General features: G+C 54.2%; 19 protein-coding genes. 4 read left to right on the top strand and 15 right to left on the bottom strand.

Annotated features, from left to right (window positions below; genetic code table 11):
* Window positions 1-30: 30 nt before the first annotated feature.
* The 3 genes from glgD to glgB are packed head-to-tail and all read right to left on the bottom strand — an operon-like array spanning window position 31 to window position 4,235.
* A complete protein-coding gene (gene glgD, locus AC58P5_RS16135; protein ID WP_497388169.1) occupies window positions 31-1,140 on the bottom strand; it encodes a glucose-1-phosphate adenylyltransferase subunit GlgD in 1,110 nt (369 codons plus the stop codon).
* Window positions 1,141-1,147: 7 nt separating this feature from the next.
* A complete protein-coding gene (locus AC58P5_RS16130) occupies window positions 1,148-2,296 on the bottom strand; it encodes a glucose-1-phosphate adenylyltransferase (protein WP_497388167.1) in 1,149 nt (382 codons plus the stop codon).
* Window positions 2,286-4,235 carry a 1,4-alpha-glucan branching protein GlgB gene (glgB, locus tag AC58P5_RS16125; RefSeq protein WP_497389096.1) on the bottom strand — a complete coding sequence of 650 codons (1,950 nt, stop codon included), beginning with the start codon at window positions 4,233-4,235 and terminating at the stop codon, window positions 2,286-2,288. Before glgB ends, AC58P5_RS16130 begins: the two co-directional genes overlap by 11 nt.
* 251 nt (window positions 4,236-4,486) lie before the next feature.
* Here glgB and AC58P5_RS16120 point away from each other — a divergent pair, with 251 nt between their 5' ends.
* Both AC58P5_RS16120 and AC58P5_RS16115 read left to right on the top strand, forming a co-directional pair.
* Window positions 4,487-5,353 (top strand): class I SAM-dependent methyltransferase, encoded by an 867-nt coding sequence (locus AC58P5_RS16120; RefSeq protein WP_497388165.1) that lies wholly within the window; start codon window positions 4,487-4,489, stop codon window positions 5,351-5,353.
* A 3-nt stretch (window positions 5,354-5,356) separates the two neighbouring features.
* Window positions 5,357-6,094: an RluA family pseudouridine synthase gene (locus tag AC58P5_RS16115; protein WP_497388163.1), complete on the top strand. Its 738-nt coding sequence runs from the start codon at window positions 5,357-5,359 to the stop codon at window positions 6,092-6,094.
* On the opposite strand, the gene AC58P5_RS16110 is transcribed toward AC58P5_RS16115, so the two are convergent.
* Complete coding sequence (locus AC58P5_RS16110) at window positions 6,059-6,463, bottom strand: MarR family winged helix-turn-helix transcriptional regulator (RefSeq protein WP_497388161.1); 405 nt, start codon at window positions 6,461-6,463, stop codon at window positions 6,059-6,061. The genes AC58P5_RS16115 and AC58P5_RS16110 overlap by 36 nt on opposite strands.
* 457 nt (window positions 6,464-6,920) lie before the next feature.
* Between AC58P5_RS16110 and AC58P5_RS16105 the strand changes: the two genes are divergently transcribed.
* On the top strand, window positions 6,921-7,088 hold the full coding sequence (locus tag AC58P5_RS16105) for a hypothetical protein (protein WP_497388160.1): 168 nt from the start codon (window positions 6,921-6,923) through the stop codon (window positions 7,086-7,088).
* A gap of 18 nt (window positions 7,089-7,106) precedes the next feature.
* Here AC58P5_RS16105 and gyrA read toward each other — a convergent pair whose 3' ends face one another.
* Genes gyrA through AC58P5_RS16080 form a run of 5 tightly spaced genes read right to left on the bottom strand, consistent with a single transcriptional unit; the run spans window position 7,107 to window position 14,415 of the window.
* Window positions 7,107-9,569, bottom strand: coding sequence for a DNA gyrase subunit A (gyrA, locus tag AC58P5_RS16100; RefSeq protein ID WP_497388158.1), 2,463 nt, complete (start codon window positions 9,567-9,569; stop codon window positions 7,107-7,109).
* Window positions 9,570-9,593: 24 nt separating this feature from the next.
* Window positions 9,594-11,567 (bottom strand): DNA topoisomerase IV subunit B, encoded by a 1,974-nt coding sequence (gene parE, locus AC58P5_RS16095; RefSeq protein ID WP_497388156.1) that lies wholly within the window; start codon window positions 11,565-11,567, stop codon window positions 9,594-9,596.
* 48 nt (window positions 11,568-11,615) lie between these two features.
* Window positions 11,616-12,608, bottom strand: coding sequence for an ABC transporter permease (locus tag AC58P5_RS16090; protein WP_009675515.1), 993 nt, complete (start codon window positions 12,606-12,608; stop codon window positions 11,616-11,618).
* Complete coding sequence (locus AC58P5_RS16085; RefSeq protein ID WP_497388154.1) at window positions 12,601-13,590, bottom strand: ABC transporter ATP-binding protein; 990 nt, start codon at window positions 13,588-13,590, stop codon at window positions 12,601-12,603. The genes AC58P5_RS16090 and AC58P5_RS16085 overlap by 8 nt, the downstream gene beginning before the upstream one ends.
* Window positions 13,591-13,605: 15 nt before the next feature.
* Window positions 13,606-14,415, bottom strand: coding sequence for a GDSL-type esterase/lipase family protein (locus AC58P5_RS16080; RefSeq protein WP_497388152.1), 810 nt, complete (start codon window positions 14,413-14,415; stop codon window positions 13,606-13,608).
* Between the two features lie 256 nt (window positions 14,416-14,671).
* On the opposite strand from AC58P5_RS16080, the gene AC58P5_RS16075 reads away from it, so the two are divergent.
* Window positions 14,672-15,355 (top strand): hypothetical protein, encoded by a 684-nt coding sequence (locus tag AC58P5_RS16075; protein WP_497388150.1) that lies wholly within the window; start codon window positions 14,672-14,674, stop codon window positions 15,353-15,355.
* Window positions 15,356-15,426: 71 nt separating this feature from the next.
* Here the strand turns inward: AC58P5_RS16075 and AC58P5_RS16070 are convergent, their stop codons facing one another.
* The 6 genes from AC58P5_RS16070 to nth all read right to left on the bottom strand — a co-directional run bounded on the left by AC58P5_RS16070 (window position 15,427) and on the right by nth (window position 25,694).
* The gene (locus tag AC58P5_RS16070) at window positions 15,427-16,563 is read right to left on the bottom strand and encodes an acyltransferase (protein WP_497388148.1); all 1,137 of its coding nucleotides are present in this window, start codon (window positions 16,561-16,563) and stop codon (window positions 15,427-15,429) included.
* Window positions 16,564-16,773: 210 nt separating this feature from the next.
* Window positions 16,774-18,624: an ABC transporter ATP-binding protein gene (locus tag AC58P5_RS16065; RefSeq protein ID WP_497388146.1), complete on the bottom strand. Its 1,851-nt coding sequence runs from the start codon at window positions 18,622-18,624 to the stop codon at window positions 16,774-16,776.
* Window positions 18,617-20,401, bottom strand: coding sequence for an ABC transporter ATP-binding protein (locus AC58P5_RS16060; protein ID WP_497388144.1), 1,785 nt, complete (start codon window positions 20,399-20,401; stop codon window positions 18,617-18,619). The genes AC58P5_RS16065 and AC58P5_RS16060 overlap by 8 nt, the downstream gene beginning before the upstream one ends.
* Before the next feature lie 350 nt (window positions 20,402-20,751).
* Window positions 20,752-24,537 (bottom strand): dynamin family protein, encoded by a 3,786-nt coding sequence (locus AC58P5_RS16055; protein WP_497388142.1) that lies wholly within the window; start codon window positions 24,535-24,537, stop codon window positions 20,752-20,754.
* Window positions 24,538-24,726: 189 nt separating this feature from the next.
* Window positions 24,727-25,005, bottom strand: coding sequence for a hypothetical protein (locus tag AC58P5_RS16050; protein ID WP_009675599.1), 279 nt, complete (start codon window positions 25,003-25,005; stop codon window positions 24,727-24,729).
* A gap of 29 nt (window positions 25,006-25,034) precedes the next feature.
* Window positions 25,035-25,694, bottom strand: coding sequence for an endonuclease III (gene nth, locus AC58P5_RS16045; protein WP_497388140.1), 660 nt, complete (start codon window positions 25,692-25,694; stop codon window positions 25,035-25,037).
* Window positions 25,695-25,800 lie beyond the last annotated feature (106 nt).

Genomic DNA, 25,800 nt, shown 5'->3' with positions numbered 1-25,800 from the left:
CGGTTACGGCTTTTGATTGTCAAACCCGTTTTAGATGACCTTCATTTTCGCCGCGATGAACGGCGCCCGGACATCCCCGGTCAATACACGTCCCCGGCTGATGAACACGTCCTTGTCGAGAATGGCGTTCTCGATCACGACATTTTCTTCAATGGAGCAGTTCTGCAGGATAATGCTGTTTTTCACGACAGCCCCCTTGCTGATTTTCACACCCCGCGACAAAATGCTGTTATCGACCTTGCCTTCAATGACGCAGCCGTTGGCGATCAGGGAATTGCGCACGCTCGCGCTCGCCTCGTAACGGGCAGGCGGTTCGTCCTTTACCTTCGTGTAGATGAGATCCTTGCGGAAGAACAGCTCCCGCAGCACGGACGGGTCCAGAAGCTCCATGCTATGCCGGTAGTAGCCCTGGATCGAATTCACGATCCCGAGATAGCCGTCATGGCGGTAGCCGACCACGTTCAGCTTGTCGACGTTCTTCATGATTCCGTCCCGGACCAGATGATCGTAGCCCTGTGCCAGGCAGGTCTCCACCATGTCCAGAAGCAGCGACTTGCTCATGATATACATTTCCATAGACACGTTATCCGTACGCAGACGTCCGGTCTGGTCCTCTATGACCGTCACTCTGCCGTCCGGACGTACCGCAAGGCGGCGGTAGCTGCCCGAGTATTCTTCTTCCGCCTCTTTATAAATGACGGTCACATCCGCTCTCATATCTTCATGATAGCGGACGGCGTCTTCGAAATTAATGTTGCATACCATATGGCTGCGTCCGATGATGACCAGCTCTTCCCGGCCCCGGTAGAAATAATCGCGGTGGGAGTAGAACTGGAACAAATCTCCCCGCGACATGCCCGCCGGATCGTCCTGGACGGACGGCAGTACGAACAGGCCGCCTCTCTTGCGGTCGAGATCCCATTCCTTGCCTGAACCCAGATGATCCATCAGGGAACGGTATTTGTGCTGGGTGAACACCGCCACGTTGCCGATAGAGGAGTTCACCATGTTGGATAAAACAAAATCGATCAGCCGGTACCGGCCTCCGAACGGAACCGAGGCCGCACAGCGGTGAAGCGTAAGCTCTTCCAGATCGTCCGGCTCGTTCACCAGATTGATAACGCCCATTACATGCTTCATGCTACCCTCATCCTTTCGATTCCGTAGTCGCCCGTATGTGTTCTCCTGCGCCGATCAGCACGATTTCTTCCCCGTCTCCGACGGACGCCCCGTCATCCACGACCGTATTTTCCCCGATGATCGCTTTGCGGATGGTGACATTGCTGCCGATTCTCGCTCCAGGCATGATAACGGAATCCCGGATCACGCTGCCTTCGCCGATATGGACGCCATAGAAGAGCACGGAGTGGTCCACATCCCCGAACACGGAGCACCCTTCGTTCACGAGTGAACGGCGTACTTTGGCCCCGTTCGAAATAAACTGGGCAGGCTGATAAGGCGTCACGGAATAGATGCGCCACGATTTATCGTTCAGGTTCAACTGGGTCGGATCGTCCAGCAGGTCCATGTTCGCTTCCCACAAGCTCTGTATGGTGCCGACATCTTTCCAGTAGCCCTGGAACGGGTAAGCTACGAGGTTCGCCCCTTCTTCAAGCATCGCCGGAATGATGTCCTTGCCGAAATCTTTGCTGGAGTCCGGATTCTCTTCATCCTGAATCAGATATTTTTTCAGCGCTTTCCAGCTGAACATATATACGCCCATGGATGCGAGGTTGCTTTTGGGTTCTTTCGGTTTTTCCGCGAACTCCGTAATTTCGCTGTCTTCGTTTACGCTCAGAAGCCCGAAACGCGACGCCTCTTCCCACTTGACCTCGATCACCGCGATCGTGGCGTCGGCCCCTTTCGTTTTGTGATACGTAAGCAGCCGGTCGTAATCCATTTTATAAATATGATCCCCCGAAATGATCAGCACGTACTCCGGCTCATAGCGGTCGATAAACCCGATATTGCGGTAAATCGCGTTCGCCGTCCCCTGGTACCAGTCTCCGCCGCCCTGCTCCATGAAAGGGGGCAGCACCGTTACGCCTCCGTTTTTACGATCAAGGTCCCAAGCTCCGCCTATGCCGATATAAGAGTTGAGCACGAGCGGCTGGTACTGGGTAAGCACCCCCACCGTGTCGATGCCCGAGTTGGTGCAGTTGCTGAGCGTGAAATCGATAATGCGGTACTTTCCGCCGAAATGAACGGCAGGTTTCGCGAGCTGCTGGGTGAGCACACCAAGTCGTTTGCCCTCTCCTCCGGCAAGCAGCATGGCAATACATTCTTTACTTCGCATCTTTCGATTTCCCCTTTCGTCGCGAGGTTCGTTCGGCTTGTGATCGTTTCAGATAAACTGCGGCAAGCGGCGGTACGCGAAGCGACAAGCTGTGGTCGAAACCGTGCGCCGGAACCGCTTCGCTCGCGAGCGGCTGCCGGTTAGCCTGGCCCGATCCGCCGTAAGCTTCGTCGTCGCTGTTGAAGATTTCCGTATACGTCCCCGTTCCGGGAACGCCGATCCGGTAATCCGGATGGACGACCGGCGTGAAGTTGCACACGACGATGACATCGTCCTTGGGCTTCTTGCCCTTGCGGATAAAAGCGACGACGCTTTGGCTGGAATCGTCGGGCGAAATCCACTGGAACCCGTCGTGGCCGTGATCGTTCTGCCATAAGGCAGGCTGCTCCAGGTAGAACCGGTTCAAGGCCCGGACATAGGTCTGCATTTTGCCGTGCAGCTCATAGTCCAGCAAAAACCAGTCCAAATCCTCCAGGTCCTTCCATTCATCGAACTGGGCGAATTCGCCTCCCATGAACAGAAGCTTTTTCCCCGGATGACCGGACATATAACCGTAAAGCACGCGGGTATTGGCGAACTTCTGCCAGTAGTCCCCCGGCATTTTATGCAGAATGGACCGCTTGCCATGCACAACTTCGTCATGCGAAAGCGGCAGCACGAAATTTTCGTTGAATGCGTACATAAACGAGAAAGTGATCAAGTTATGATGATGTTTCCGGTGAATCGGGTCCATTTTCATATAGTTCAGCATGTCGTTCATCCAGCCCATGTTCCACTTGTAATTAAAGCCGAGCCCGCCCGCATCGGCAGGCGCCGTGACTTGAGGCCAATCGGTGGAATCCTCGGCCATCATCAAGGCGTTCGGATAGGAGCCGAAGACGACGGTATTTAATTTTTTCAGAAATCGGATCGCGGCCGGATTTTCGTCTCCCCCGCGCTCGTTCGTTACCCACATGGACTGCGGCTTGCCGAAATTCAAATACAGCATGCTCGCTACCGCATCGACCCGGATGCCGTCAATGTGGTATTTGTCCATCCAGAACATCGCGTTGGAGATGAGGTAGCTGTGGACCTCCGGCTTGTTGAAATCGAAAGCCAGCGTCCCCCACTCCGGCTTTTCGGCCAGATTGGGCTGATCCGGTTCGTACAGCGGTTGTCCGTCAAACTGGCGCAGGCCGTGGGCATCCTTGCAGAAATGACCCGGCACCCAGTCCATGATGACGCCGATGCCCGCCTGGTGACAGCGGTCCACGAAATACATAAAGTCTTTCGGTTCGCCGAACCGGCTCGTCACCGAAAAATAGCCCGTCGCCTGATAGCCCCAGGAACGGTCGAAGGGATGCTCCGCAAGCGGAAGCAGCTCGATATGGGTATACCCCATTTCGGTCACGTAGCTGACAAGTTCGTCCGCCAGCTCGCGATAGGAGAGGAGCTCATCCTCTTCGCGGTTTTTCTTCTTCCAGGTTCCGAGATGAACCTCGTAAATGTTTAAGGGCTGATCGTATGCCGGTTTACGGGCGCGCTGGCGCCGCCAGTTCTGGTCTCCCCACTTGTAACCGTCCAAATTATAAAAGCGGGAAGCGGTGCCCGGACGAAGCTCCGAATAGACGGCATAAGGATCGGCTTTCAGGATGATCCCGCCGTCCGGTGTGCGGATTTCATATTTGTATAGGGAGCCTTCCGCCAGACCGGGAACCGCAAGCGTCCAGATGCCGCCTGATTCAGGCACGGTCTCCATGCGGTGGTTTTCTCCATTCCATTCGTTAAAATCGCCGACGACGCGCACTTCTCGGGCATGAGGCGCCCAAACGGTAAAGCGTACGGCCGTTGTTTTACCCCTTTTCTCTGCGTGTGCCCCGAATAGGCGATAACTGTGATAAGAAGTTCCTTCATGGAACAAGTAGATGTCTTCGGAGCCGGGGATCTGTTTACCCGCCATATGCTTCAACCCATCCCCCTCTTGTATAGTCATCTTTTTGTACCCGATTCGGCACTCCGTGAAACGAAAAGGCGCTTTATCGGGCACACTCCTTATATTGGCTTCCATCAAGGGATGTTGTACAATAGATGCTTAGAAGAAAACGGTGTTAAAAACCGCAAGTTATACCGGCATCCGCCCGCGGACGGATTGCTGTTTTTGAATGAGGAACCGCTGTACATTTTGACGCGAGGAAAGAAGGAAATGAACCGATGTATGTAGCTAATCGCTGGAACGACTATGAACTCCTGGACACCGGCGGAGGAGAAAAACTCGAACGCTGGGGTTCTTATGTATTGCGGCGTCCCGACCCGCAAATTATTTGGCCGCTGACGGCCGAAACGGCAAGCTGGAAGCAGGCCGAAGGACATTACCGGCGCAGTTCTTCCGGAGGCGGCAACTGGGACTTCCGCCAGACCTTGCCGGAACGCTGGACGATCTCGTATGACAATAAACTCCGGTTTCATATCAAACCGACCGGGTTCAAGCATACGGGCCTCTTCCCCGAGCAGGCCGCCAACTGGGACTGGATGATGGACAAAATTAGCAAGGCCGGCCGGCCCATTAAAGTATTGAATCTGTTTGCTTATACGGGTGGAGCTACCGTCGCCTGTGCCTATGCGGGCGCTTCGGTCGTTCATGTCGACGCTTCGAAAGGCGTTGTGCAGTGGGCCAAAGAAAACCTTGAGCTGTCCGGCCTTACAGACCGCCATGTGCGATTCATTACGGACGACGTATTCAAGTTCGTTCAGCGCGAGCAGCGCCGCGGCAACAAATACGACGCCATCATCATGGACCCTCCGTCCTACGGGCGGGGACCCAACGGGGAAACCTGGAAGCTTGAGGACGATTTGTATCCGTTCATCGAGACATGCATGACGATCATGTCGGACAACCCGCTGTTCCTGCTCGTCAATTCGTATACGACCGGCATCTCTTCCACGGTGCTGAAAAATATTTTGACCCTGGCGATGCACAAGCGTTACGGCGGACATATCACCGCAGGCGAAATCGGGCTTCCGATCACCGCAAGCGAGCTGATGCTGCCCTGCGGGATTCTCGGCCGCTGGGAGGCGTAAGCCATGGCTGGACCGAAGCATGCGGCGGACGGGGAGGCCATTCCCGTCCTCTACGAAGACAATCACGTGCTCGTCGTGGAAAAGCCTGTCAATATGCCGACGCAGGAGGACAGCTCGCGCGATCCCGATCTTCTGAGCGTGCTCAAGGAAGACCTGAAGCGCCGGCATCATAAGCCGGGCAACGTCTTCCTCGGGCTCGTGCACCGGCTGGACCGCCCTGTCGGCGGCGTTATGGTGTTCGCCAAGACGTCCAAGGCGGCTTCCCGCCTCTCCGACAGCGTGCGAACACGGACGTTCGACAAGACGTACGCGGCCGTCGTACGCGGCAGACCCAAGGAGCCGCAGGGCTCTCTGCGGCACTGGCTGCTCAAGGATACGCGGACAAACACCGTATCCGTGGTCAAACCCGGCAAGGACGGCGCCAAAGAGGCGCTCCTTGACTACCGGGTGCTCGGCAGCGCCGAAGGGCTCAGCCTCGTCCTGGTGCAGCTGCACACGGGCAGGCCGCATCAGATCCGCGTACAGTTGGCGGCCATCGGCTGCCCTCTGTACGGGGATCAGCGGTACGGTGCCGGAGCGAATGAACCGGGGCAGCAGCTTGCCCTCTGGTCGGCCCGGTTGTCCTTCCCGCACCCGACGCAGCAGGAGACGCTGACCTTCCGGTCGTTTCCTCCCGAGCGCCACCCCTGGTTCTTGTGGCAGGAGCTAATTCGCAACCTTCCCGAGCAGGTAAACGAGTAGCTGCTGATTGTGGGAGGAAATGCGGCTGAGATACGCGTCCAGCACTTCCTCGCGGATCTGCAGACCGCGCTCCCGCTCGAATTTCCCTTTGTCCGTCACGTCGACCCAAACGACGCGGCGGTCTTTTTCATCCCGGCTCCGGGTAATAAGGCCCGCCCGTTCCATGCGGTCCAGGAGAGTCGTCACGGCCGCCGGCGTCGTAGCCAAATATTCAATAAAATCGGAAGGCTTCATCGTGCCGTTCGCCGCAAGCAGCTCCAGCACGTGAAGCTGGCCTTCCGTAATCGTCGGTGCAAGCTGGTCTTCCATATTGGATTTGAGCTCCTTGGAAAGCTTCGTCCACAGTTTCGCAAATTCTACCGAATACAATTGCAATCACTCCTCCGATTCAAGGCTCATCCACTCTTCTATCCAAGTATATCACGTGTCCAATGGCGAAATATAGGTTAATGCCGTTAATACTTTAAGACAATAAAACGGGCATTTCGCGTCTTTTCGCTAAGTTACGGGCTCCGCGGACGGAAAAGTTGTCCGAATTGCGAGAACCGGCGTCTGCGTCTTTAGCCTCGTTTTTGCACTTCTTTTTTTCTCGCGTCCACTAATTCAACTTCACAAAATTAAATAATAAACCAAAATAAAGATGTATACATGACTTCAAAACAAGATAGATCGATAATTCTGTTCAAGCTAACCGGGTAACCCGACTCTTTCAAATACCCTTGAGGAACTTGGTGGACGAAAATCCCCTGCTGCCGCAAGCCTGTCCTGCACATTTCTGGGCGGATGCACATATGCTGTAAGTAAACGGCAGAAAGAGGGATTGCCCGTGAACATAAAAAAAAGCGCGCTGGGACAGCGCGCACTTGATCTTGGTTTATTGAAGGACCCGGGCTGGCTGGATCGTCTGGACGAACAAGTGCCCTTGTGGGTCGTACTGGAAATCGCATTTCAGCTCATGGAAACGATGGATCCGCCTACCACCAGCTATGATTGAAACTTAAAGGGAGATGTGTCACGCGTTCGGCGGACGTTTATCCAGGCTTGCGTTCTTGACAAGGGCGGCAAGGCTTTCGCCTTTGGAAACCGGCACAAGCTGCTTTCCAATCGATTTACGATCATCAAGCGGGGCCTGGTTGGTTTTGAAAACAGTTTTCTCTCCGCTGCTGTTCCAGGCAGTAATTTCGTAGTCCTGTTTGAAATAGAACATGCCGACCAGCTCGCTGCCGTTAGATTTCACGCGCTTGCCTTCCTTAAATTCAAACGTGCCGATCCCTTTGCCTCCGCGTCCCTGCAGCGGATAATCCACCAGCAGTGTACGTTTGGCATAGCCGAGATCGGAGATCACGAGCACCTCGCCCTCATCTCCGTATACCCAATCCGCCGCAACCACTTCGTCGCCTTCCCGCAGCTGAAGCCCGCGGACTCCCGCCGCGGCTCGACCCATCGGATTGACTTCCTCCTCGCGGAAACGGATGCTCATCCCCTGCTTCGTCGCCAGCATGATATCCTTCGTTCCGTCGCTAAGCTGGACATGCAGAATCTCGTCGCCGGCTCCTACTTTACAAGCGACAATGCCGCTGGAGCGGTTCGTGTAATACTCCTTAAGGTCGGTCCGTTTGACCTGCCCTTTACGGGTAATGAAGACGAGCGATTTGCCTTCTTCGTTAAAATCCTTCACGGGGATCATGTCCACGATCCGGTCATCTTTCGCTATCGGAATAATGTTCACGATGGCGGTACCGTTGTCTTTCCATTTGTACTCCGGAATGAGATGGATGGGAAGAAGGAAATACTGCCCCTTGTTTGTGAAAATGAGCAGGCTTTCGATCGTATTGACTTCCTTCAGATGGCGGAGATAATCGCCTTCCTTAAGTCCTGTATTGTCGACCGTGCCACCCGATCTTGTATAAGAGAGCATACTTGTCCGCTTGATATACCCTTCATTGGACAACGTAACGAGAACGTCCTCCGGCGTCACCATCACTTCCAGGTTAACCTTGATTTCCTCAACCTCGTTCTGGATATCCGACCGGCGCTCAATGCCGTACTTGGTACGGATTTCGTTCATTTCGTCCTTGATCACGCCGAGAAGCTTCTTCATGCTTCCCAGAATGCCGCGCAGATGATTAATCGTTTTCTGCACGTCCTTCAGCTCTTTTTCCAGCGAAGTAATTTCCAGGTTGGTCAGCCTGTAAAGCTGGAGAACCAGAATCGCATCGGCCTGGCGCTCTGTGAAACCGAACAGGTTGACGAGATTTTTCTGGGCATCGAGACGGTTTTTGGACGCTTTGATGGCCGCGATGACTTCGTCCAAAATGTTCAGCGCCTTGACAAGCCCTTCCAGAACGTGCGCACGGTCTTCCGCTCTCTCGAGATCGTACTGGGAACGGAACGTGACGACTTCCTTCTGGTGCTCGATGTAGGCCGACAGCATGTCTTTCAAACCGAGCTGCTTCGGCGTCTTGTTCACAATAGCCACCATATTGAAATTATAGGTGACCTGGAGATCGGTCTTTTTCAGCAGATAAGCCAGAATCCCTTGGGCGTCGGCTTCTTTCTTCAGTTCTACGACGATACGCATGCCGTCTCTTCCGCTCTCGTCGCGGACTTCCGCAATACCTTCGACTTTTTTCTCCAGACGGATATTTTCCATGGCGGTAACCAGTCTCGACTTCACGACCTGGTACGGAATTTCCGTCACCACAATCTGCTGCCGGCCCGCTTTAAGGTCCTGAATCTCCGTCTTGGAACGCACGTAAATCCGTCCCTTGCCCGTATTGTACGCATCCCGGATGCCTTCCTCGCCCATGATGATGCCCCCCGTCGGAAAATCGGGGCCTTTCATATAGCGCATCAGCTCTTCAATGCCGATTTCCGGCGCATCGATCAGCGCTGTGCACGCATCGATCACCTCACGCAAGTTATGCGGCGGAATCTCGGTCGCGAATCCGGACGAAATCCCGCTTACGCCGTTAACAAGCAGGTTCGGATAACGGGAAGGAAGAACAACGGGTTCTTTGGTCGTATTGTCGAAATTATCTTTAAAAAGAACGGTCCTCTTCTCGATATCCCGAAGCAGTTCCATCGCAATGGGCGATAGCCTTGCTTCGGTATACCGCATAGCGGCGGCCGGATCGTCGTCGATCGAACCCCAGTTGCCGTGGCCGTCGACGAGCACGTGGCCCATTTTCCAAGGCTGTGCCATACGCACCATGCCCTCGTAGATGGGACTGTCACCGTGAGGATGATAGTTACCCATAACATCCCCGACCGTCTTCGCTGACTTCCGGTACGGTTTGTCCGGCGTATTCCCGGAATCGTACATCGCATACAAAATCCGGCGCTGCACGGGCTTAAGTCCGTCACGGACATCGGGAATCGCCCGGTCTTGAATAATATATTTAGAGTAGCGGCCGAACCGGTCCCCTACTACTTCTTCCAGAAACGCGGGTAAAAACTGTTCCAAACTACTCAACTCGGTTCACCTCTAGACGTTCAGTCACTCTTCGGATTCGGTAAAGTCTACATTTTCGATAATCCAGCGTTTGCGCGGATCGACTTTGTCGCCCATCAGCGTCGATACCCGGCGCTCCGCCTTGGCCGCATCCTCAATCTGCACCTGCAGCAAAGTACGGCTTCCCGGGTCCATCGTCGTTTCCCACAGCTGGTTCGGGTTCATTTCTCCCAGTCCTTTATAGCGCTGCAGTTCGACGCCTTTGCCCAGCTCCTTATGGAGCGCCTGCAGCTGATCATCGGTCCAAGCGTAGTGTACCGTGCTGTTTTTGCCTGCTTTCTTGGTCACTTTAAATAGCGGCGGCTGCGCGATATAGACTTTGCCGTTATCTATTAAAGGTTTCATGTACCGGTAGAAAAACGTCAGCAGCAGCACCTGAATATGGGCGCCGTCCGTGTCGGCATCGGTCATGATAATGATTTTGCCATAGTTGCTCTCCTCGATGGCAAATTCGGAGCCGACTCCCGCGCCGATCGTCGCAATGATTGCCCTATATTCGTCGTTCTTGAGAATATCGGCAAGCTTCGCTTTCTCGGGGTTGAGCGGCTTCCCTTTCAGAGGCAGAATCGCCTGATGCTTCGAATCGCGGCCCTGCTTGGCCGATCCGCCTGCGGAATCGCCTTCCACGATGAACAGCTCGTTGCGCGCGTAATCTTTCGACTGTGCCGGCGTCAGCTTGCCTCCAAGGTTGGAGCTTTCGCTGCGGCCTTTCCTGCCGCTGCGCACTTCCTCGCGCGCTTTGCGGGCCGCTTCGCGGGCTTTGGCCGACTGGATCGCTTTTTTCAGCATGCTTTGGGCGATTTGCGGGTTTTCCTCCAGGAATACGGCCATTTTCTCCGAAACGATAGCGTCCACGGCGCTTCTCGCCGACGCGCTGCCGAGCTGGTCTTTCGTCTGGCCCACGAATTCGACCTCGCCCATCTTGATGTTGATAACCGCCATCATGCCTTCCCGCAGGTCGGTCCCGTCGAGATTTTTTTCTTTTTCCTTCAAAATGGCGGTTTTCCGGGCATATTCGTTCATCGCCCGCGTATAGGCGATTTTAAAACCGGTTTCATGGGTCCCGCCGCCGCGTGTCGGAATCGAGTTCACGAACGAAGCGATCGTTTCCGTGTAGCCGTCGTTATACTGGAGCGCGACCTCCACTTCGATGTCGTCCTTCTCGGATGCGAAGTGGATCACGTCGTGCATGACCGATTTGCCTTCGTTGAGGAACTTGACGAACTCGCTCGCTCCGCCGTCGTATTTGAACGTTTCGGCCTGATCCGTGCGCTCGTCTTTCAAAATGACCTCCAGCCCGGAGTTCAGAAAAGCGATTTCCTGAAGCCGTTCGGCAAGGGTATCGTAGCTGATCGCAATGCCGTTCTGGAAAACACGGCGGTCCGGCTTAAAGGTAACGCGCGTACCTGTTTTGTTCGTGTTCCCCGTCACCTCTAGCCCCGTTCTCGGTTCCCCTACATGCTCTACGCCCTTCTCATCGACCCAATATTCGAAACGCTGTTTATGTATCTTGCCGTCTCGAAAAATCGTGACTTCCAGCCACTCGGACAGAGCGTTCGTTACGGAAGCGCCCACGCCGTGAAGGCCGCCGGATTTCTTATATCCGCCACCGCCGAATTTACCTCCGGCATGAAGGATCGTAAATACAACCTGCGGCGTTGGTATGCCGGTCTTATGCATGCCGGTCGGGATCCCCCGGCCGTTATCCTGTACGGTGACGGATCCGTCTTTATGAAGCGTCACGTCAATTTTGGAACCATGCTTCGCGAGGTGTTCATCGACCGCGTTATCGACGATTTCCCAAACCAGATGATGCAGTCCCGAAGTACTGGTGCTGCCGATGTACATGCCCGGCCTTTTGCGGACAGCCGTCAGCCCCTCCAGTACCTGAATCGCATCGGCATCGTACTCCGCCGGCTGGTTCGGTTGATTCGTCATCATCTCTAGCTGCTCGGTCATCGAAGCGCCTCCTTCTTTCCTTTTTCCATTCCCGAACGGGTTCATACGTTAATTTAAAATATCTTTACGGGTAAATACCCCAAACGAAACAAAAAGTGAGATCACAGCCCAGACCGACAGAACGGCCAGCGAAAACCCGAGGCTCATGCCTTTAATCGGAGGCAGCGCGCCCGTCATGTAATCGGTCAGCTTCAGATTCACCATAAACAAATACTTGGCCGCTTCCCAAGAGGATACCATATTGGTCAGGATCGTGCCCGAAATAAGCACGGCCAGCATAATTCCCATTCCGGCCGCCGTCGAACGGATGAGCACGGATAGCATCAGGGAAAGAATGGCGACCACTATGCCGACGAACCAGACAAGTCCGGTTTCCATCAGCAGGTATTTCCACTGGTCGATGGCATGGACCCCGCTAAGATCCACGTCTCCTCCGCTCGTTTTGAAGCCGACAAAGACCGGCATGTTCCATCCCCCGTACCCGAAAACAAGCCCGGATATGAGATAACTGAGTGCGGCGGTTGACAAAACAACGAGTGAAACGAACAGAATCAGCGTGATCAACTTGCTCATTAGGATTTTCCATCGCTTTACGGGTCTTGTCAACAACAATTTGATGGTGCCGCCCGAATGCTCGGATGAAATGATATCCGCCGCGATGACCATAATGATGAGCGGAATGAACAGCGAGATGGAGTTATTCAGAAATTCTCGGGTGAAAGTGACACCGTTGGGCGATTGCGGATTAATATCATGATCCAGATAATACTGTGATATTTTTATTTGTGCCCGCCTGAACTCTTTCCATTCCTCGGGAACACGGGCGGAGCTGAGACTCCGCTGGTAATCCACGATTTTCTGACGCTCCGAAGCTCTCCAATCCGTCGTACCGAATTGCTTGATTGTATTCTGGGAGACGCGCATTTGTGCATAAGTAAACATAGGAATGAGAGCGAGCAGGATCAGGATGACCACAAGAAAACGCCGTTTTTTAACCATTTTGATGCTTTCATTCTGGACTAGCGCCGCCAAGTTACCCAATTTTCTCACCCTCCGTCAGACTCAGGAACAGATCCTCCAGTGTCGGATGTTTCATTTCGATAGCGTAGATCCGGATTCCTGCGTCCACCAGACCGCGATTTATTTCCGGAATCCGTTCTTCGCTCAATTGAGTGACAATCGTTCCCGCCCTTTCCCCGGCATGAAGCGAAGCTAACGCTGCAGGCTCGTCTTCCTCATCCGACAGCTCTTCGCGCCGGCCGAGCACCGTGACTCCCTGCTGCCTGCCCAGCCATGCCTCAGCTTCGTCAGCCGGATCCACGGACCAGAGCACGGTACTGCCGGACTGCACGATCAGCTCGTCCACTTCTCCAACCGCAATTACCTGGCCTTTGCTGATAATGGCGACACGGTCGCAGAGCTGCTGGATTTCGCTGAGCAGATGGCTGGATACGAACAGGCTCAGCCCGCCTTTGGCAAGTTTGCGGATAAAGATCCGCATCTCCTTGATTCCCTGCGGGTCCAGCCCGTTGGTCGGCTCGTCCAGAATAAGCAGCTTGGGCCTGGCCAGAAGAGCCTGGGCGATTCCGAGACGCTGGCGCATGCCGAGCGAGTAGGTTTTCACCTTATCGTGGATACGCGCATCCATTCCTACCAGCTCGACGACTTCCCTGATTCTCTCCTCGCCCGTATCGGGGAGCATCCGCGCGAAGTGCTCCAGGTTCTCCCAGCCCGTCAAATAGCCGTAAAGTTCAGGATTCTCCACGATACAGCCTACGTACTGCATCGCTTCGTTGTGCTGCTTCTGGACATCGAAGCCGCAGATCGTCACTTTCCCCGAGGACGGCTTAATGAGATCCACGAGCATCCGGATCGTCGTCGTTTTGCCCGAGCCGTTGGGCCCGAGGAAACCGAAAATTTCGCCGCCGTACACATCGAATGAAATGCCCTTGATAATTTCCTTGCCGCGGATGCTCTTTCGGACATCCCGGACAGACAGCACCGGTTCCCGGTCACCAGCCACAGTTCACTCCCCCTGTCATTTCAAAATTTGCGCCATCCGGCTTGCTATCCGCTCATATCCGTCCTGATTCGGATGAAAATGATCCGTAAACAAATATTTGTTCAAATTCTGTTCGAACAAATCGTAAGTGGGCACGAAAACGGCGTTCGGAAACCGGTTCGTCAGCGCGAAAGCCCCGTCGTTAAACTTCTGGACGATCAAGGAACCGGCTTTCTTCGGATCGAGATCCAGAAAGGGGTGATACAGTCCCACGTACATCACCTTCGCATCCGGATTCGCCTTGTTGATATCGGTCAGAATCTTGTCGAGATTGGCCAGAGTAGGCTCGACGCGTTTGGCTGCCGCTTCCGGATTGTAGCCCTGGTCATTGTTTGTGAAAATGTCGCTGCCGCCCTGGAAGATATCGTTGCCGCCAATCGTAAGCAAAATAAGATCCGCCTGCTTCAGCGCATCTGTCGTCTTCTTGCCGTCCCATTCCTTAAGCAGCGCATCGGTGGTGGCACCGGGAATAGCCAGATTATTCAGCACGTAAACGGGTTTGCCTGTCTGTTCCTCCAGCTTTTCCCGGAATCGTCCCACATATCCTTTGCCCGTACCGTCTCCGGTGCCCGCCGTAAGCGAATCGCCCAGGGATACGAGCTGAATTTTATTTTTTCGGTCCAATTCGTTCACGGCCGACGTTTCTTTCGGAGCCGCTGTCAGCTGCTCCCCGCCGGAACCCGGAGAAAGGACATCCTTGACCGCATATCCGAAGCCTCCGGCAAACAGCAATGTGGAAATCAGGCCGGTTGTTCCGACAACAAACCATAACGTTCGCGATTTCATAGGTATAGAGGCCCCCTCGACTTGTCCGTTCGTTCCTACTTAAAAGAGTATCCGTTCGCCCGTCTATTTGCAAATGGGAAGCGGACAAGACAAAGCTGCGCTCTGACATGATTTCTTTATTATAGAACACATGTTCCCTAATTTCAAAGGATATTTCGATCTTCTTGAACTCTTCCTGGAAATATTCTGGAGAATATGGTAATTTAAAAAAGATTTATTTCGTTTTTATCTCTACTAGCAAAGGAAGAACCCATTTATGCGTCTCATAAAAGTACGGAACCGATTGACGGGCTTGTTGATGCTGGCTTTGCTGGCAGGCGGCTGTTCCGCTCCAACTGTTTCGCCTCCGTCCGAAAGCCCTTCCCCGCTCCCTTCCGCAGCAGGCCCGGAACAGTTGATTGTGGAGCCGGCCGATCTATTCGCGGGAGACGCCGACAAATTCAGCCCTTTCCTCGGCAGTTACGCGGGCAGTGTAAGGGTGCGCTACAAAGGCGACAAAAAACAGTTGAGAATTTCCTACAAGGTATGGGAAAACGGGAAGACATCCGAGAATGTGGTCTCTCAAATTTCGCTGCCTATGGGAGGCAGTAATGTGAATCCGCAAAAGGACTACAACGGAGAGTTCATCGTTTCGGTACATGAGGTTAAAGACGATAAAGACGAAAACGTCCTCAAATCCTATGCCGTAACGTACAGCCTTAAGGACCCGGGAGGCTCTTCGACCTCAAGCTTTAACGTACCCGTTAACCGCAAGCACTTTACCCAATCCCACTTATTGAAGCTCCAGGAGAAAATTACGATTCCCGACTCCACCCCGACTGCTGTCTGGGGATTTGCGGCTTCGGACGCCAATGCCGTCACGGTTACTTCCGGAAAATTGCCGGAAGAAGAGGCCTCTAAATCGCCCTACGCTTTTGTTCTCTACCTCACCCTCGATTAAACGTCTGTGCACGCTCACGCCAGAAAAAGAAAATCACGCCCGTACGGACGTGATTTTCTATGCGAGAGCCTTTAGCCGCTCATCGGAACGTTGCCCGGCGAGGCTGGCTTGCTTTTGCCGGGCTTTAATGCACGGGCGGCTTTCCGGTAAAGAACGGCGGCCAGCAGCGATCCGAGCAAAGCGCTCAGGAAGCTGAGCACCACATATAGATCGTGAGCCGCCATACCGCCCGGCGCGGGAATTTTCAGCTTAAACGCCGTTAGAATCATCGGGTGCATCAAATAAATGCCGAACGAGTAAGAACCGAGCGGCAGCATCCATTTCGCGGCGGCCGGCAGCTTGTCCAGAAGCCATTTACCCGCTCCGAGCAGGACCACCGAGATAGAAGTCGCGTAAAACAGCATGGCGATAACATACCAGGTATTCTCAAACATCCGGTTATCGTACCGGTTAAGCAGGAACATCTCCACGTACGTTCCGCCGGACACCAGCATAACGAGCAGGGCCCACGATACGACGCTTTTCATTTTTTGACGGAAGAAATCGTAATACAGTCCTATAAACCCGCCCGTCAGGAAGAAACTGAAATAGGTCGGCGCCAGCGAGGGAGAATGATCGATAACCGCTACCCAGTGGTTGTAGGAATAGAAGCCCAACTGGATCAAAATACCGAGCGGGACCATCGAAACACGGAACCATTTATACTTCGCGAGGAACATCAGCACCGGAAAGATCACATAAAACTGCAGGATAATGATCATAAAATAAAGATGATACCCCGTATCCGCCCACTGGATATCCCCCAGAAACTCCCTCGCATCCAACTCTACGGGCTGCCCGGAAATCCACGGGTTGTATATATAATAAAAAAGAGACCAGATCAGATAAGGGACGACAACGCTCCATAACCGGCGTTTGTAAAATTGGACGGCCGTCTTCACGCTCCAGCTTCCCGAGTATCGATAGAACAGGACAAGCCCGCTGATCAGAATAAAGACGGGTACCGCAAACTGGCAGGCCCGGTTAAGGGTGAACAAAATGATCTGGGACAAACTTCCCTCGTCCGGAACGACCTGCCCCTCCCACGGATACACAGCCGCTTCGGTTGTCGAGTGGATGAGTACGACGGCCATAATGGCGACAGCACGCACGATGTCCATTTCAAAAATTTTCGCTTTACTCATTTTTGTAGTTATCTGGCGGTTCAAACAAATCCTCCTTCACTCGTATTCCATCCAATTAATTACCCTATCACGACTTGCCTCTATCTGTCGAGCGAGGACAATTAACATTATTTTCCTCTAGCAGTATTCGCCGGAATTGCTCACCCATTTTTACCCTCAACAAAAAGAACTCCCGGAGGAGTTCTCTTGATTCGTCTTGATTTATCTTGATTCGTCTTGATTCATGCAGACCGATTAAATCGCATCCTGCAAAAATTTATATTGGGCCTGAATCAGCCCGTAATAAATGCCCTGGTGCCTCATCAGCTCGTCGTGATCGCCGGTTTCCATCATCCGTCCGTGATCAAGGACGATGATCTTATCCGCACCGCGAATCGTAGACAGACGGTGGGCGACCATGAAGGAAGTTCGGCCTTTCAATAACGTTTTTAACGCTTCCTGGATACGCAGCTCCGTCTCGGTGTCGATGCTTGCCGTCGCTTCGTCCAGAATCAGGATAGCGGGGTTCGCAAGCAGCGCCCGGGCGAACGAAATGAGCTGCCGCTGCCCCATAGAGAGCGCGTTCCCCCGTTCCTGGACTTCCGTATCGTAGCCGAAAGGCAGCTTCATGATGAAATCGTGGGCGTGCACCGCTTTGGCTGCCATTTCCACTTCTTCATCCGTCGCATCGAGTCGTCCGAAACGGATGTTGTCGCGGATCGTTCCCGAGAAAATGAACGTATCCTGCAGGACGATGCCGATCTGGGACCGCAGGCTTTGCAGCGTAACGTCCCGGATATCCGTCCCGTCGATACGTACGCTGCCTTGGGCCGGATCATAGAAGCGGCAGAGCAAGTTAATGATCGTGCTCTTGCCCGAGCCCGTATGACCGACAAGGGCGATGCTCTGCCCCGGCTGCACGTCGAGATTAATGTTGTGCAGGGCGGTACGGCCTTTCTCATATTCGAATACGATATTCTCGAAACTGACATGCCCGCGGATCGGCGGCAGCGCGGCCGCGTTGTCCTTCTCGCCGACGGTCGGCTGCTCATCCATAAATTCGAAAATACGCTCGGCCGAAGCCATTGCCACGAGAAGCTGCGAATACATCTGCACCATGCGGTTGATCGGCTCCCAGAAGTTGCCGATATAGCTCGCGAAGGCGACGAGAAGACCGACTGTGATCTCACCGGACTGGATCAGGCTCGCTCCGTACCAGAACAGGATAAAATACCCGATCGCACCCGTAATTTCGATGATCGGCCCGAAGCTCTGGTTCAGCTTGGAAGCCCGGTTCCACGCCAGCTTGTTATCTTCGTTCATCTGCTCGAAGAAACGGATATTTTCCTTCTCCTGCGTATACGCCTGGGTGACCCGGATCCCTTGGATACATTCGTTGAGATGCGCGTTTAGGCGGGACTGCTTGATATTTACCGTCTGCCACGAACGTCTGACCCGTTTGCGGAGCTGGGACGAAACGATAAACATCAGCGGAACCGTAATGATAATCGCCGCTCCCAGTTTGAAGTTGATCGTCAGCAGAATAATCACGATCCCGATAAGCTGGACACAGTCGATCATCATGTTGACCACACCGTTCGTGAACAAATCCTGAAGAGAGTTCACGTAGTTCGTTACTCGCACAAGCACCGAGCCTGCCGGCCGCTTATCGAAAAATTCGAAGGACAGCCGCTGAATGTGCCGGAACAGGTCGTGCCTGAGGTCGTAAATCACGCGCTGGCCGATTACACTCGTATACTTGATGCGGTATTTATTCGCCAGCCACTGGATGATATACACTCCGAGCATTAAAGCGACCATGCCGAACAAAAATTTAGCGTCCCCGCCGACATGAAGCGACGAATCGATCGTCGTACTGATGATAAGCGGGATCGACAGCTTCGTTACCGCTCCGACGATCATCATGACGATTACGATCGGAATAATCTGCTTGCTGTAAGGCTTCATGTAAACGGCAAGCCGTTTAAACTGCCCCCAGTCAAACGATTTCTCGAGCATTTCGTCGTCCTGGTAGACGAACCGTTCGCCGCTCCCGGCTCCTTTGCCGTTCATTTTCTCTTCGGACTGCCGCTGCCGGTTATTCATGGACTGCCGCCCTCCTTTGCTTCACGTCCGCCGCTCCCGCGACATCGGGATGATCCGAATATTGGATGCGGTACGTTTCCAGATAAGGGCCTTCCTGACGGATCAGCTCCGAGTGAGTCCCTCTTTGTACGACGCGCCCTTTATCCAGCACGATAATTTCGTCGGCGTGCTTGAGCGAAGAAATACGGTGGGCGATAATAAACGTCGTCCTTCCCCGCATCACTTCCTTGAAGCCCGCCTGGATTTCCTGTTCCGTCTCCATATCGACCGCACTGGTCGCATCGTCCAGAATAAGAATTTTAGGATCTTTAATCAGAGCGCGAGCGATGGCGATTCTCTGTTTTTGTCCGCCCGAGAGGCCCATTCCCCGCTCACCCACGACCGTGTCGTATCCGAGAGGCATCTCCATAATAAAATCATGGGCTTTCACCAGCTTGGCCGCGCGGATAATCTCGTTCATCGTAACGTCTTTGCGCCCGTAGGCGATGTTGCCCTTGATCGTCGAGGAGAACAGGAACGTTTCCTGAAAAACCGTCGCAATCTGGCTTCTCAGGCTATCCAGCCGAATGTCTTTAATATCCGTACCATCCAGCGTGATCTGTCCGGTTTTCACGTTGTAGGCCCGCATTAGCAGGGAAATAATCGTCGATTTCCCGGACCCCGTTCCGCCCAGAAATCCGATGACGGTTCCGGGAGGCGCGTTCAGGCTGAGGTCATGGATAGCGGCCTCCGCATCCGGATAAGCGAAAGTCACCCGGTCGAAGTGAACATGCCCTTTTACAGTATCGGGGCTCAGTTCAACTGCACGCTCCCCGTCCTTTACATGAACGTACTCATGGAGAATTTCGAGAATTTTTTCACCCGACGCTTTGGATTGCGTATAGTTATTAATGTGAAACCCGATTCCCCACATAGGCCCGATGATATACCAGACTAGGCTGAAAAATGCGACGAGTTCTCCCACGGACAGCGATCCGAGGATAACCATGTAACCGCCTACACCGAGCAGAATAACGGCGCTCAGATTCGCGATCAGCTCCATCACCGGGAAATACTTGGACCAGATCTCCGAGGTAATGACGTTGTTCGCCCGGTATTCCTCGTTGCGGAGTGTAAATTTCTCGACTTCGTAAGGTTCGCGGGCAAAAGATTTCACCGTCCGCACCCCTGTGATATTTTCCTGCACAGCCGTCGTCATATTGCTCATGGAAGCCCGGAGCGAACGAAAGGCCGGATGGATTTTTCCTTCAAAACGGATGGCAGCAAAAGCCAGAAAAGGCATCGTCAGCATCGTCAGAAGCGTCAGTTTCCAACTGATCGAGAACATCATGACCATTCCGAAAAGGACCATAAGAAACACGTTCAAAATTTGCGCAAAGCCAAAGCCTACAAAGTTCCGGATCGCTTCAAGATCGGCCGTCAGCCGGGACATCAGATCTCCGGTCCGGGCCTTGTCGTAGTACTGGAAAGACAAGTACTGAAGCTTCTCGTACATCGCTTCCCGCATGTTGTAGGCGACCCGGTTGCCGAGCCTTCCCCCGCTGAATCCGTGCAGAAACTGGAACAGCGCTTTGACCGCAATTACCCCTACAACCAATAGCGCCAGTACCGGCACCTGATCGTAGCGCTTCACCGCGATAACGTCATCAATGAGATAACGCAGCAGGTTCGGGTACACAAGCCCCAGGGCCGTCGTGCAGATCAAGCAAAAAATAGAAGCGAAAAGCAGCTTCCGTTCGGGCCAATAAAACCGTTTGAGCCCCTTAAAAACTTCCATAGCATCCTCCTGGACATGGGCCAAGTTCACCGAATTTTAAGCAATGCCTTACCTAGCAAACCTTAATGAATCTTAACACCATCCCCGTAGGGCGGCAACGAGTGGAAAAAGGCTGATTTCCCCTTAACCTTTCATTTGTTCACGAATTAGACACCTGAGAGTTGCTATCCTTGTAAATCATCAAATTTCCCATCAATGAAAGCGGTATCATAACAAACCTAACTAAACCCGTTTTTTTCTTTAATCCGTCTTTAAATGCGTGCCGCTGATTCTCCCTTTTACTGTAAAAAAGAAAGACCTTCACCCGGAAATCAGTGAAGGTCTGTTTCTTATAGAAAGTATGAATCCTGTTAATGCCCGGCTGCAATTTCTCCGCTGCGCGCCGGAATCCATTTGGCGAGTTCGTCGCGCTTGGAGGCCAGCACGCCGACGTCCGTCCGCATTTGGAGCGCGTCTCTCATGCCTTCCAGATGCTCGCGGTAGCTCTCAAGGTGTCTTTCTTCCAGTACGAGGAACGTATCGGACAGATGTGCCGCATACAATTCCTTCAGCATCGCTACGGCGCTTTCTACGAACCGTGCGACCGGATCGTTCAGTCTGCCCTCCAGCTCCGCCCTTAGCTTGCTTTTTCCTTCACCCTCGAAGAAATGCTTGGCGCTCTTGAAATGAGAAGCAAGCACTTTATCCGTTACATCCGGAGCTTCCAGCGGCAGCTTGTTATCCGGCGTGTCGAAAGAAACGGATTCGTACGCTTCGAATTCGTAGCTTTCCAGCAGCTTTCGGAGACTGTCCCCCCAAGATTCGTAAGTCCCTTTCGCAAGCTTGTTCAGAAACTGCTCGATCCGCAAACTGGTCGCCAGCACTTCCTGCTGAAGATCGAATTCGATCATCCGCAGGAGGTCGCGCCAGCTCTCGCGCAGGGCGGCTTTAGGGTCTCCGCCCCCTTCCCGGAAGGAAGCCGGGTTGAAGGAGGCGTTGTACAGTTCGCCGAAGCGGTACATCGTCCGCTGCTTCACGTAGTAGAGCAGCTCCTGAATTTCCTTCGCCAGCTCGCGCTGCACAGGCGCGGGGTCCGTATCCTTCAGGAGACGGACGGCCGCTTCCTCGGCACGCTCCAGCGCCTGCAGACGCACCTTGCGCGCCTCTTCTCCCTGCTGCGCTCCTTCGATACGCTCCTGGAGAACGTGCAGAGCCCGCTCAAGCTCCTGGTCGGCGGAACGCAGCGAAATATCCGTCAGCTCCTCCAGCGTGAAGCGGATAAAGTCCCTTTCGAACGGAACAATACCGGAAGCCTCCAGCTTCTTGTCGTCCCGGGACAGCTTCCCTTCGGCGGCCAGATGGCTCGACACCGGGTAAATCCTCGGATGACGGATTCCGTGCTGAAGCAGGTTCGTTTCAATGTGACGGACAACGCCCTGCAGCTCTTCCTCACTTGCGGCCAAATCCGCGGCATTGACGAGAAAGAACATTTTGTCGAGTTCAAAGCTGTCTTTAACCCTTCCGAGCTGCAGCAAAAACTCACGGTCCGCCTGGGAAAAGGCATGGTTATAGTAAGTCACGAACAAAATCGCGTCCGCGTTCTTGATATAGTCGAAAGCGACGCCCGTGTGGCGCGCATTGATGGAATCCGCTCCCGGCGTGTCCACGAACACGATTCCCTGTTCCGTGAGCGGCGTGGAATAATGCAGCTCGATGTACTCGACGAAGCACGATTTGGATTCTTCCGCCACATAGCCGGCGAATGCATCCTCTCCGACTCTCTGCTGCGTTCCCAATAGAGGTGCGGCTTCAGGCCAGCCTTTGGCAACCGCTTTGAGGAACGTAAAATGCGGTTTGCCCTTGGCCGTTACGCTTTCCGGCGTAAGCCCCCGGATTGCGGACAGCGCCTCTTCCATGGCGGCTGCCCGGACGCCCAGCATATCCAGGGAGAATAGCACGTCCTGGAGCATCACTTCCGCCGTCTTCATCTGCACCTTGGCCGTTCCGTGAGGCCAAACTGCCGTAGGCGGCACGATTTTGTTAATCGCCGCGGTCGTCGGATTCGGCGACACAGGCAGTACGCGCTTGCCGATCAGCGCGTTGGTGAAGGACGACTTGCCGGCACTGAAAGCGCCGAACAAGGCGACTGTGAACGTCTTATGCCGCAGACGTTCGGCCTTCTCGCGCAGCGAGCGCACAATCGATCTCATCGACGGCATATCGCCGAGGAGATCCGCCGCCGCCGCGAGATCCTGCGCGCGGCGCTCCGCGCGCTTCGCGCCGCCGAGCTGCAGCCCGCCCGCGGCCGCTTCCGTGGCGCCGGACGCGGCGTTGCCGCCGGCCGGGGCTGCGGACGCTCCGCCAACCGGATCGTTGTGCGGCGCAGCAGCGGCGCCGCCTTCCCCGTCCGCGAGGCTATCACGATCCCCAGGCGCGGTGTGCGCCGCACGCAGGATCGTCTCCATCTCGGACGTGTGCAGCACGCCGCGCAGCTCCCCGGTCTCTTCGCCGCGGTAAGCGGCAAGATCCGGCAGCTCGTAGGCCTTCGCGTGCGGCCAAGAAGCCAGCGCGCGCAGAGATTCCTCGCGGGCCGCCTCCTCGCGCTCGAAGCGATTCAGCTCGCGCAGTGCGCCGAGCCGCTCTTCGAGCTGCCGCAGGTCCGGTGCCAGCTCCGAATCGAGCCGGACCGAGCAGCTGCCGGCAAGGCCTGCGAGCCGGTCGATCATCGCGAGCGCCGAACGGCGCGCGGCCGTTTTCAGCTCTGCGGCGGTCTGGCGCATATACGTCATCGTGTATTCGTTTCCGAACACGGCTTCCGTGTTAACCTGCGAAGCGAGCCACGAAGATGTCACGTCCACGCTGAACGCGTCGATATCGGCCAGCAGCTTCTCTTCGGTCATGCCGATGCCGCTGTATGCCCTGCGCAGCGCATCCCTCAGATGCCAGTCCATCTGGGCGTGAACCTGCTCGGCGTAATCCTCGCGGAATACGTCCAGACGCCGCTCCACCTCCGCCGCCGTCTTTGCGGCCGCTCCGAAAAAGCCGACCTTGAAGCCCGGCTTCCGGCTGAGCAAATATTCATGCGCTTTGTCGCGGGTTAGCGCGGGCGTTACATTCGCATTGTCGATAATCGCCGCAATCTCTTTCCTCAGCGAGTCCGTCAGCTGCCCGGGCAGCGATTGCGCTTCGTTCAGGCGGCGGGTCAGCTCCTCATACTCGGCAAGTACACCGGCCGACTCCTCTTCGTCCACACGCTCGCGCAGAACCGTTTTCTGCGGCTCGCTTTGCTCCCTCAGCCACTGGATATGCTCGCCGATCAAATGATCCGCTGCCGCGTCCACACTCGCTTCGCGAAGCTCCCGCTGCATGCCGATCAATTCCGACAGAAGCCATTTGAGCTTGCCGGATTCGTTGCGGGGATGGTCCGGCCGCTTCATCGTCACGAAGAACATCCCGTCGGGGTAGATGCCCCAGCTGCGGAAAGCTTCCAGTGCGCTTTCTTTGTACGTATCGAAAGAAAGTTCTTCTTCCCTGTGTTTATCGATTTGGTTCACGATCAGATAGAGCGGCTTGCCGCGCTCTTTCATCTGTTTCGTGAAGGCCAGGTTTACTTCCGATTGGACATGGTTATAGTCCATGACATAGAAAACCGCATCGGCCAGATGCAGCGCCGACTCCGTAGCCATGTGATGGGCCCCGTCCGTCGAATCGATTCCGGGAGTATCCAGAAGCACGGCGTGCTCCCCGAGAAAAGGCAGCGGATACGAAATACGAACTTCCTCGATATCCGTTCCGTTGACGCAGTAAGCGTCCAGTTCGCTCAGCGGAATCCGTCGTATTCTCGCCTCTTCCTCGCCTTCGCTCCTCTGAACGACTTCCGCCCCTTCTTCCCCGCTCTCAATGCTTACGATATTCGCGCTCGTCGGAATCGGGCTGGAGGGCAAGAGCCGATGCCCGCATAAAGTGTTGATCAAAGTGGATTTACCCGCCGAGAAATGTCCGCAGAACGCGAGAACGGTTTTCTCGCCGCCGAGCTTGTTTTCCAGTTGAATCAGTTTGCGTACCCGCGCGCCGTCGCCGGCCCCCTTCATTTCTTCCCGAAGACGGTCGAATGCGCGGAGAACCTCGTCCTTTCTTTGCTCCATAAGTCCATTCATTGAGTTTCTAATCTCCCATGCCATTGATATCGGTTTAAGTGTAATCCCGGGTGTGCCGGAAGTCAATTTCTGTTTATACGCAAAAACCCGTCCGTCGCGCACGGAAACAGACGCCGAAATATCAGCGTGTCCCTGCGCGGACAGACGGGTAACCTGCTTGGAAGCCCGGCTCGAGCGGAGCACAGTGGTTTAAGAAACCACTGCACTCTCTTTTTCTTCCGGAAGGAAGATTTCAAAAACATCGCCGTGTTGAAGGATGGTAATGTCGCCTTCTTTCACTTTCATGACAACCACTTCCGGTTTCGTTCTCATTTTTTCGAGATAGTTCTCAGGCACTTCGCCGGATTCGCTGACGATAACGCCTTGAATTTCTTTTTCTTCATTTTCGGAGAGCGGTGTGTTCATGATTGTCTCGTACAAATCGGAAAATAATTCAAAATCTTTCGTGTAAACAGCTATGCATTTCATTTCTACTCATCCCTCACTACACATTCTTTTTAAATAGTTTTGCGTACTTTCTTGATTTTCATACGCCTTTTTCCTTCCGGACAGATGTCAAGCAGCGGGCAAATATCGCATTTCGGCGATTGCGCCTTACAGTGGTACCTTCCGAAAAAAATAAGCCGGTGATGCGTCAAGGTCCATTCCTCGCGAGGCACTTTTCGCATCAATTTCTTCTCGACTTCGAGTACGGAGTCGTCCTTGCCCGCCAGTCCAAGCCGCTTCGACACCCGCTCGACGTGAGTATCGACGGCGATTGCAGGGACGCCGAAAGCATTGGAGACGACTACGTTAGCCGTTTTACGGCCTACACCGGGCAGTTCAACCAATTGTTCGTGCGTGGTCGGAATCTGGCCGTCGTAGCGTTCGAGAATGAGTTGACTCAGCTTCTGGATGTTCTTCGCCTTGTTGCGGTACAAACCGATGCGTCGGATGTCCTGCTCAAGCTCCTCCAGAGGGACGGCTAAATAATCTTCCGGCGTCTTATATTTTTGAAACAGCGTCTGGGTGACTTTATTCACGGTTTCATCTGTACACTGGGCGGAAAGAAGCACCGCAATGGTTAACTCGAACGGATTCGAATGGTTCAATTCGCAGTGCGCGTCTGGAAACATCTCACCAATCGTGTCCAAAATGTGCCTTACCTTCTGATTCATGAGTACCTCTTCTTCAATTCCCCGTTTTCCTTTTACAAGTGTAGCGGAATGTTTGTCAGGTTGCAATGGAAGGATGCCAACAAATGCGAACATTTTTCAAAAAGTT

The sequence above is a fragment of the Paenibacillus sp. JT31N7 genome (assembly GCF_059692095.1).
The sequence above is the reverse complement of the archived record's forward strand: the minus strand, read 5'-3'. Positions and strand labels throughout refer to the sequence as shown.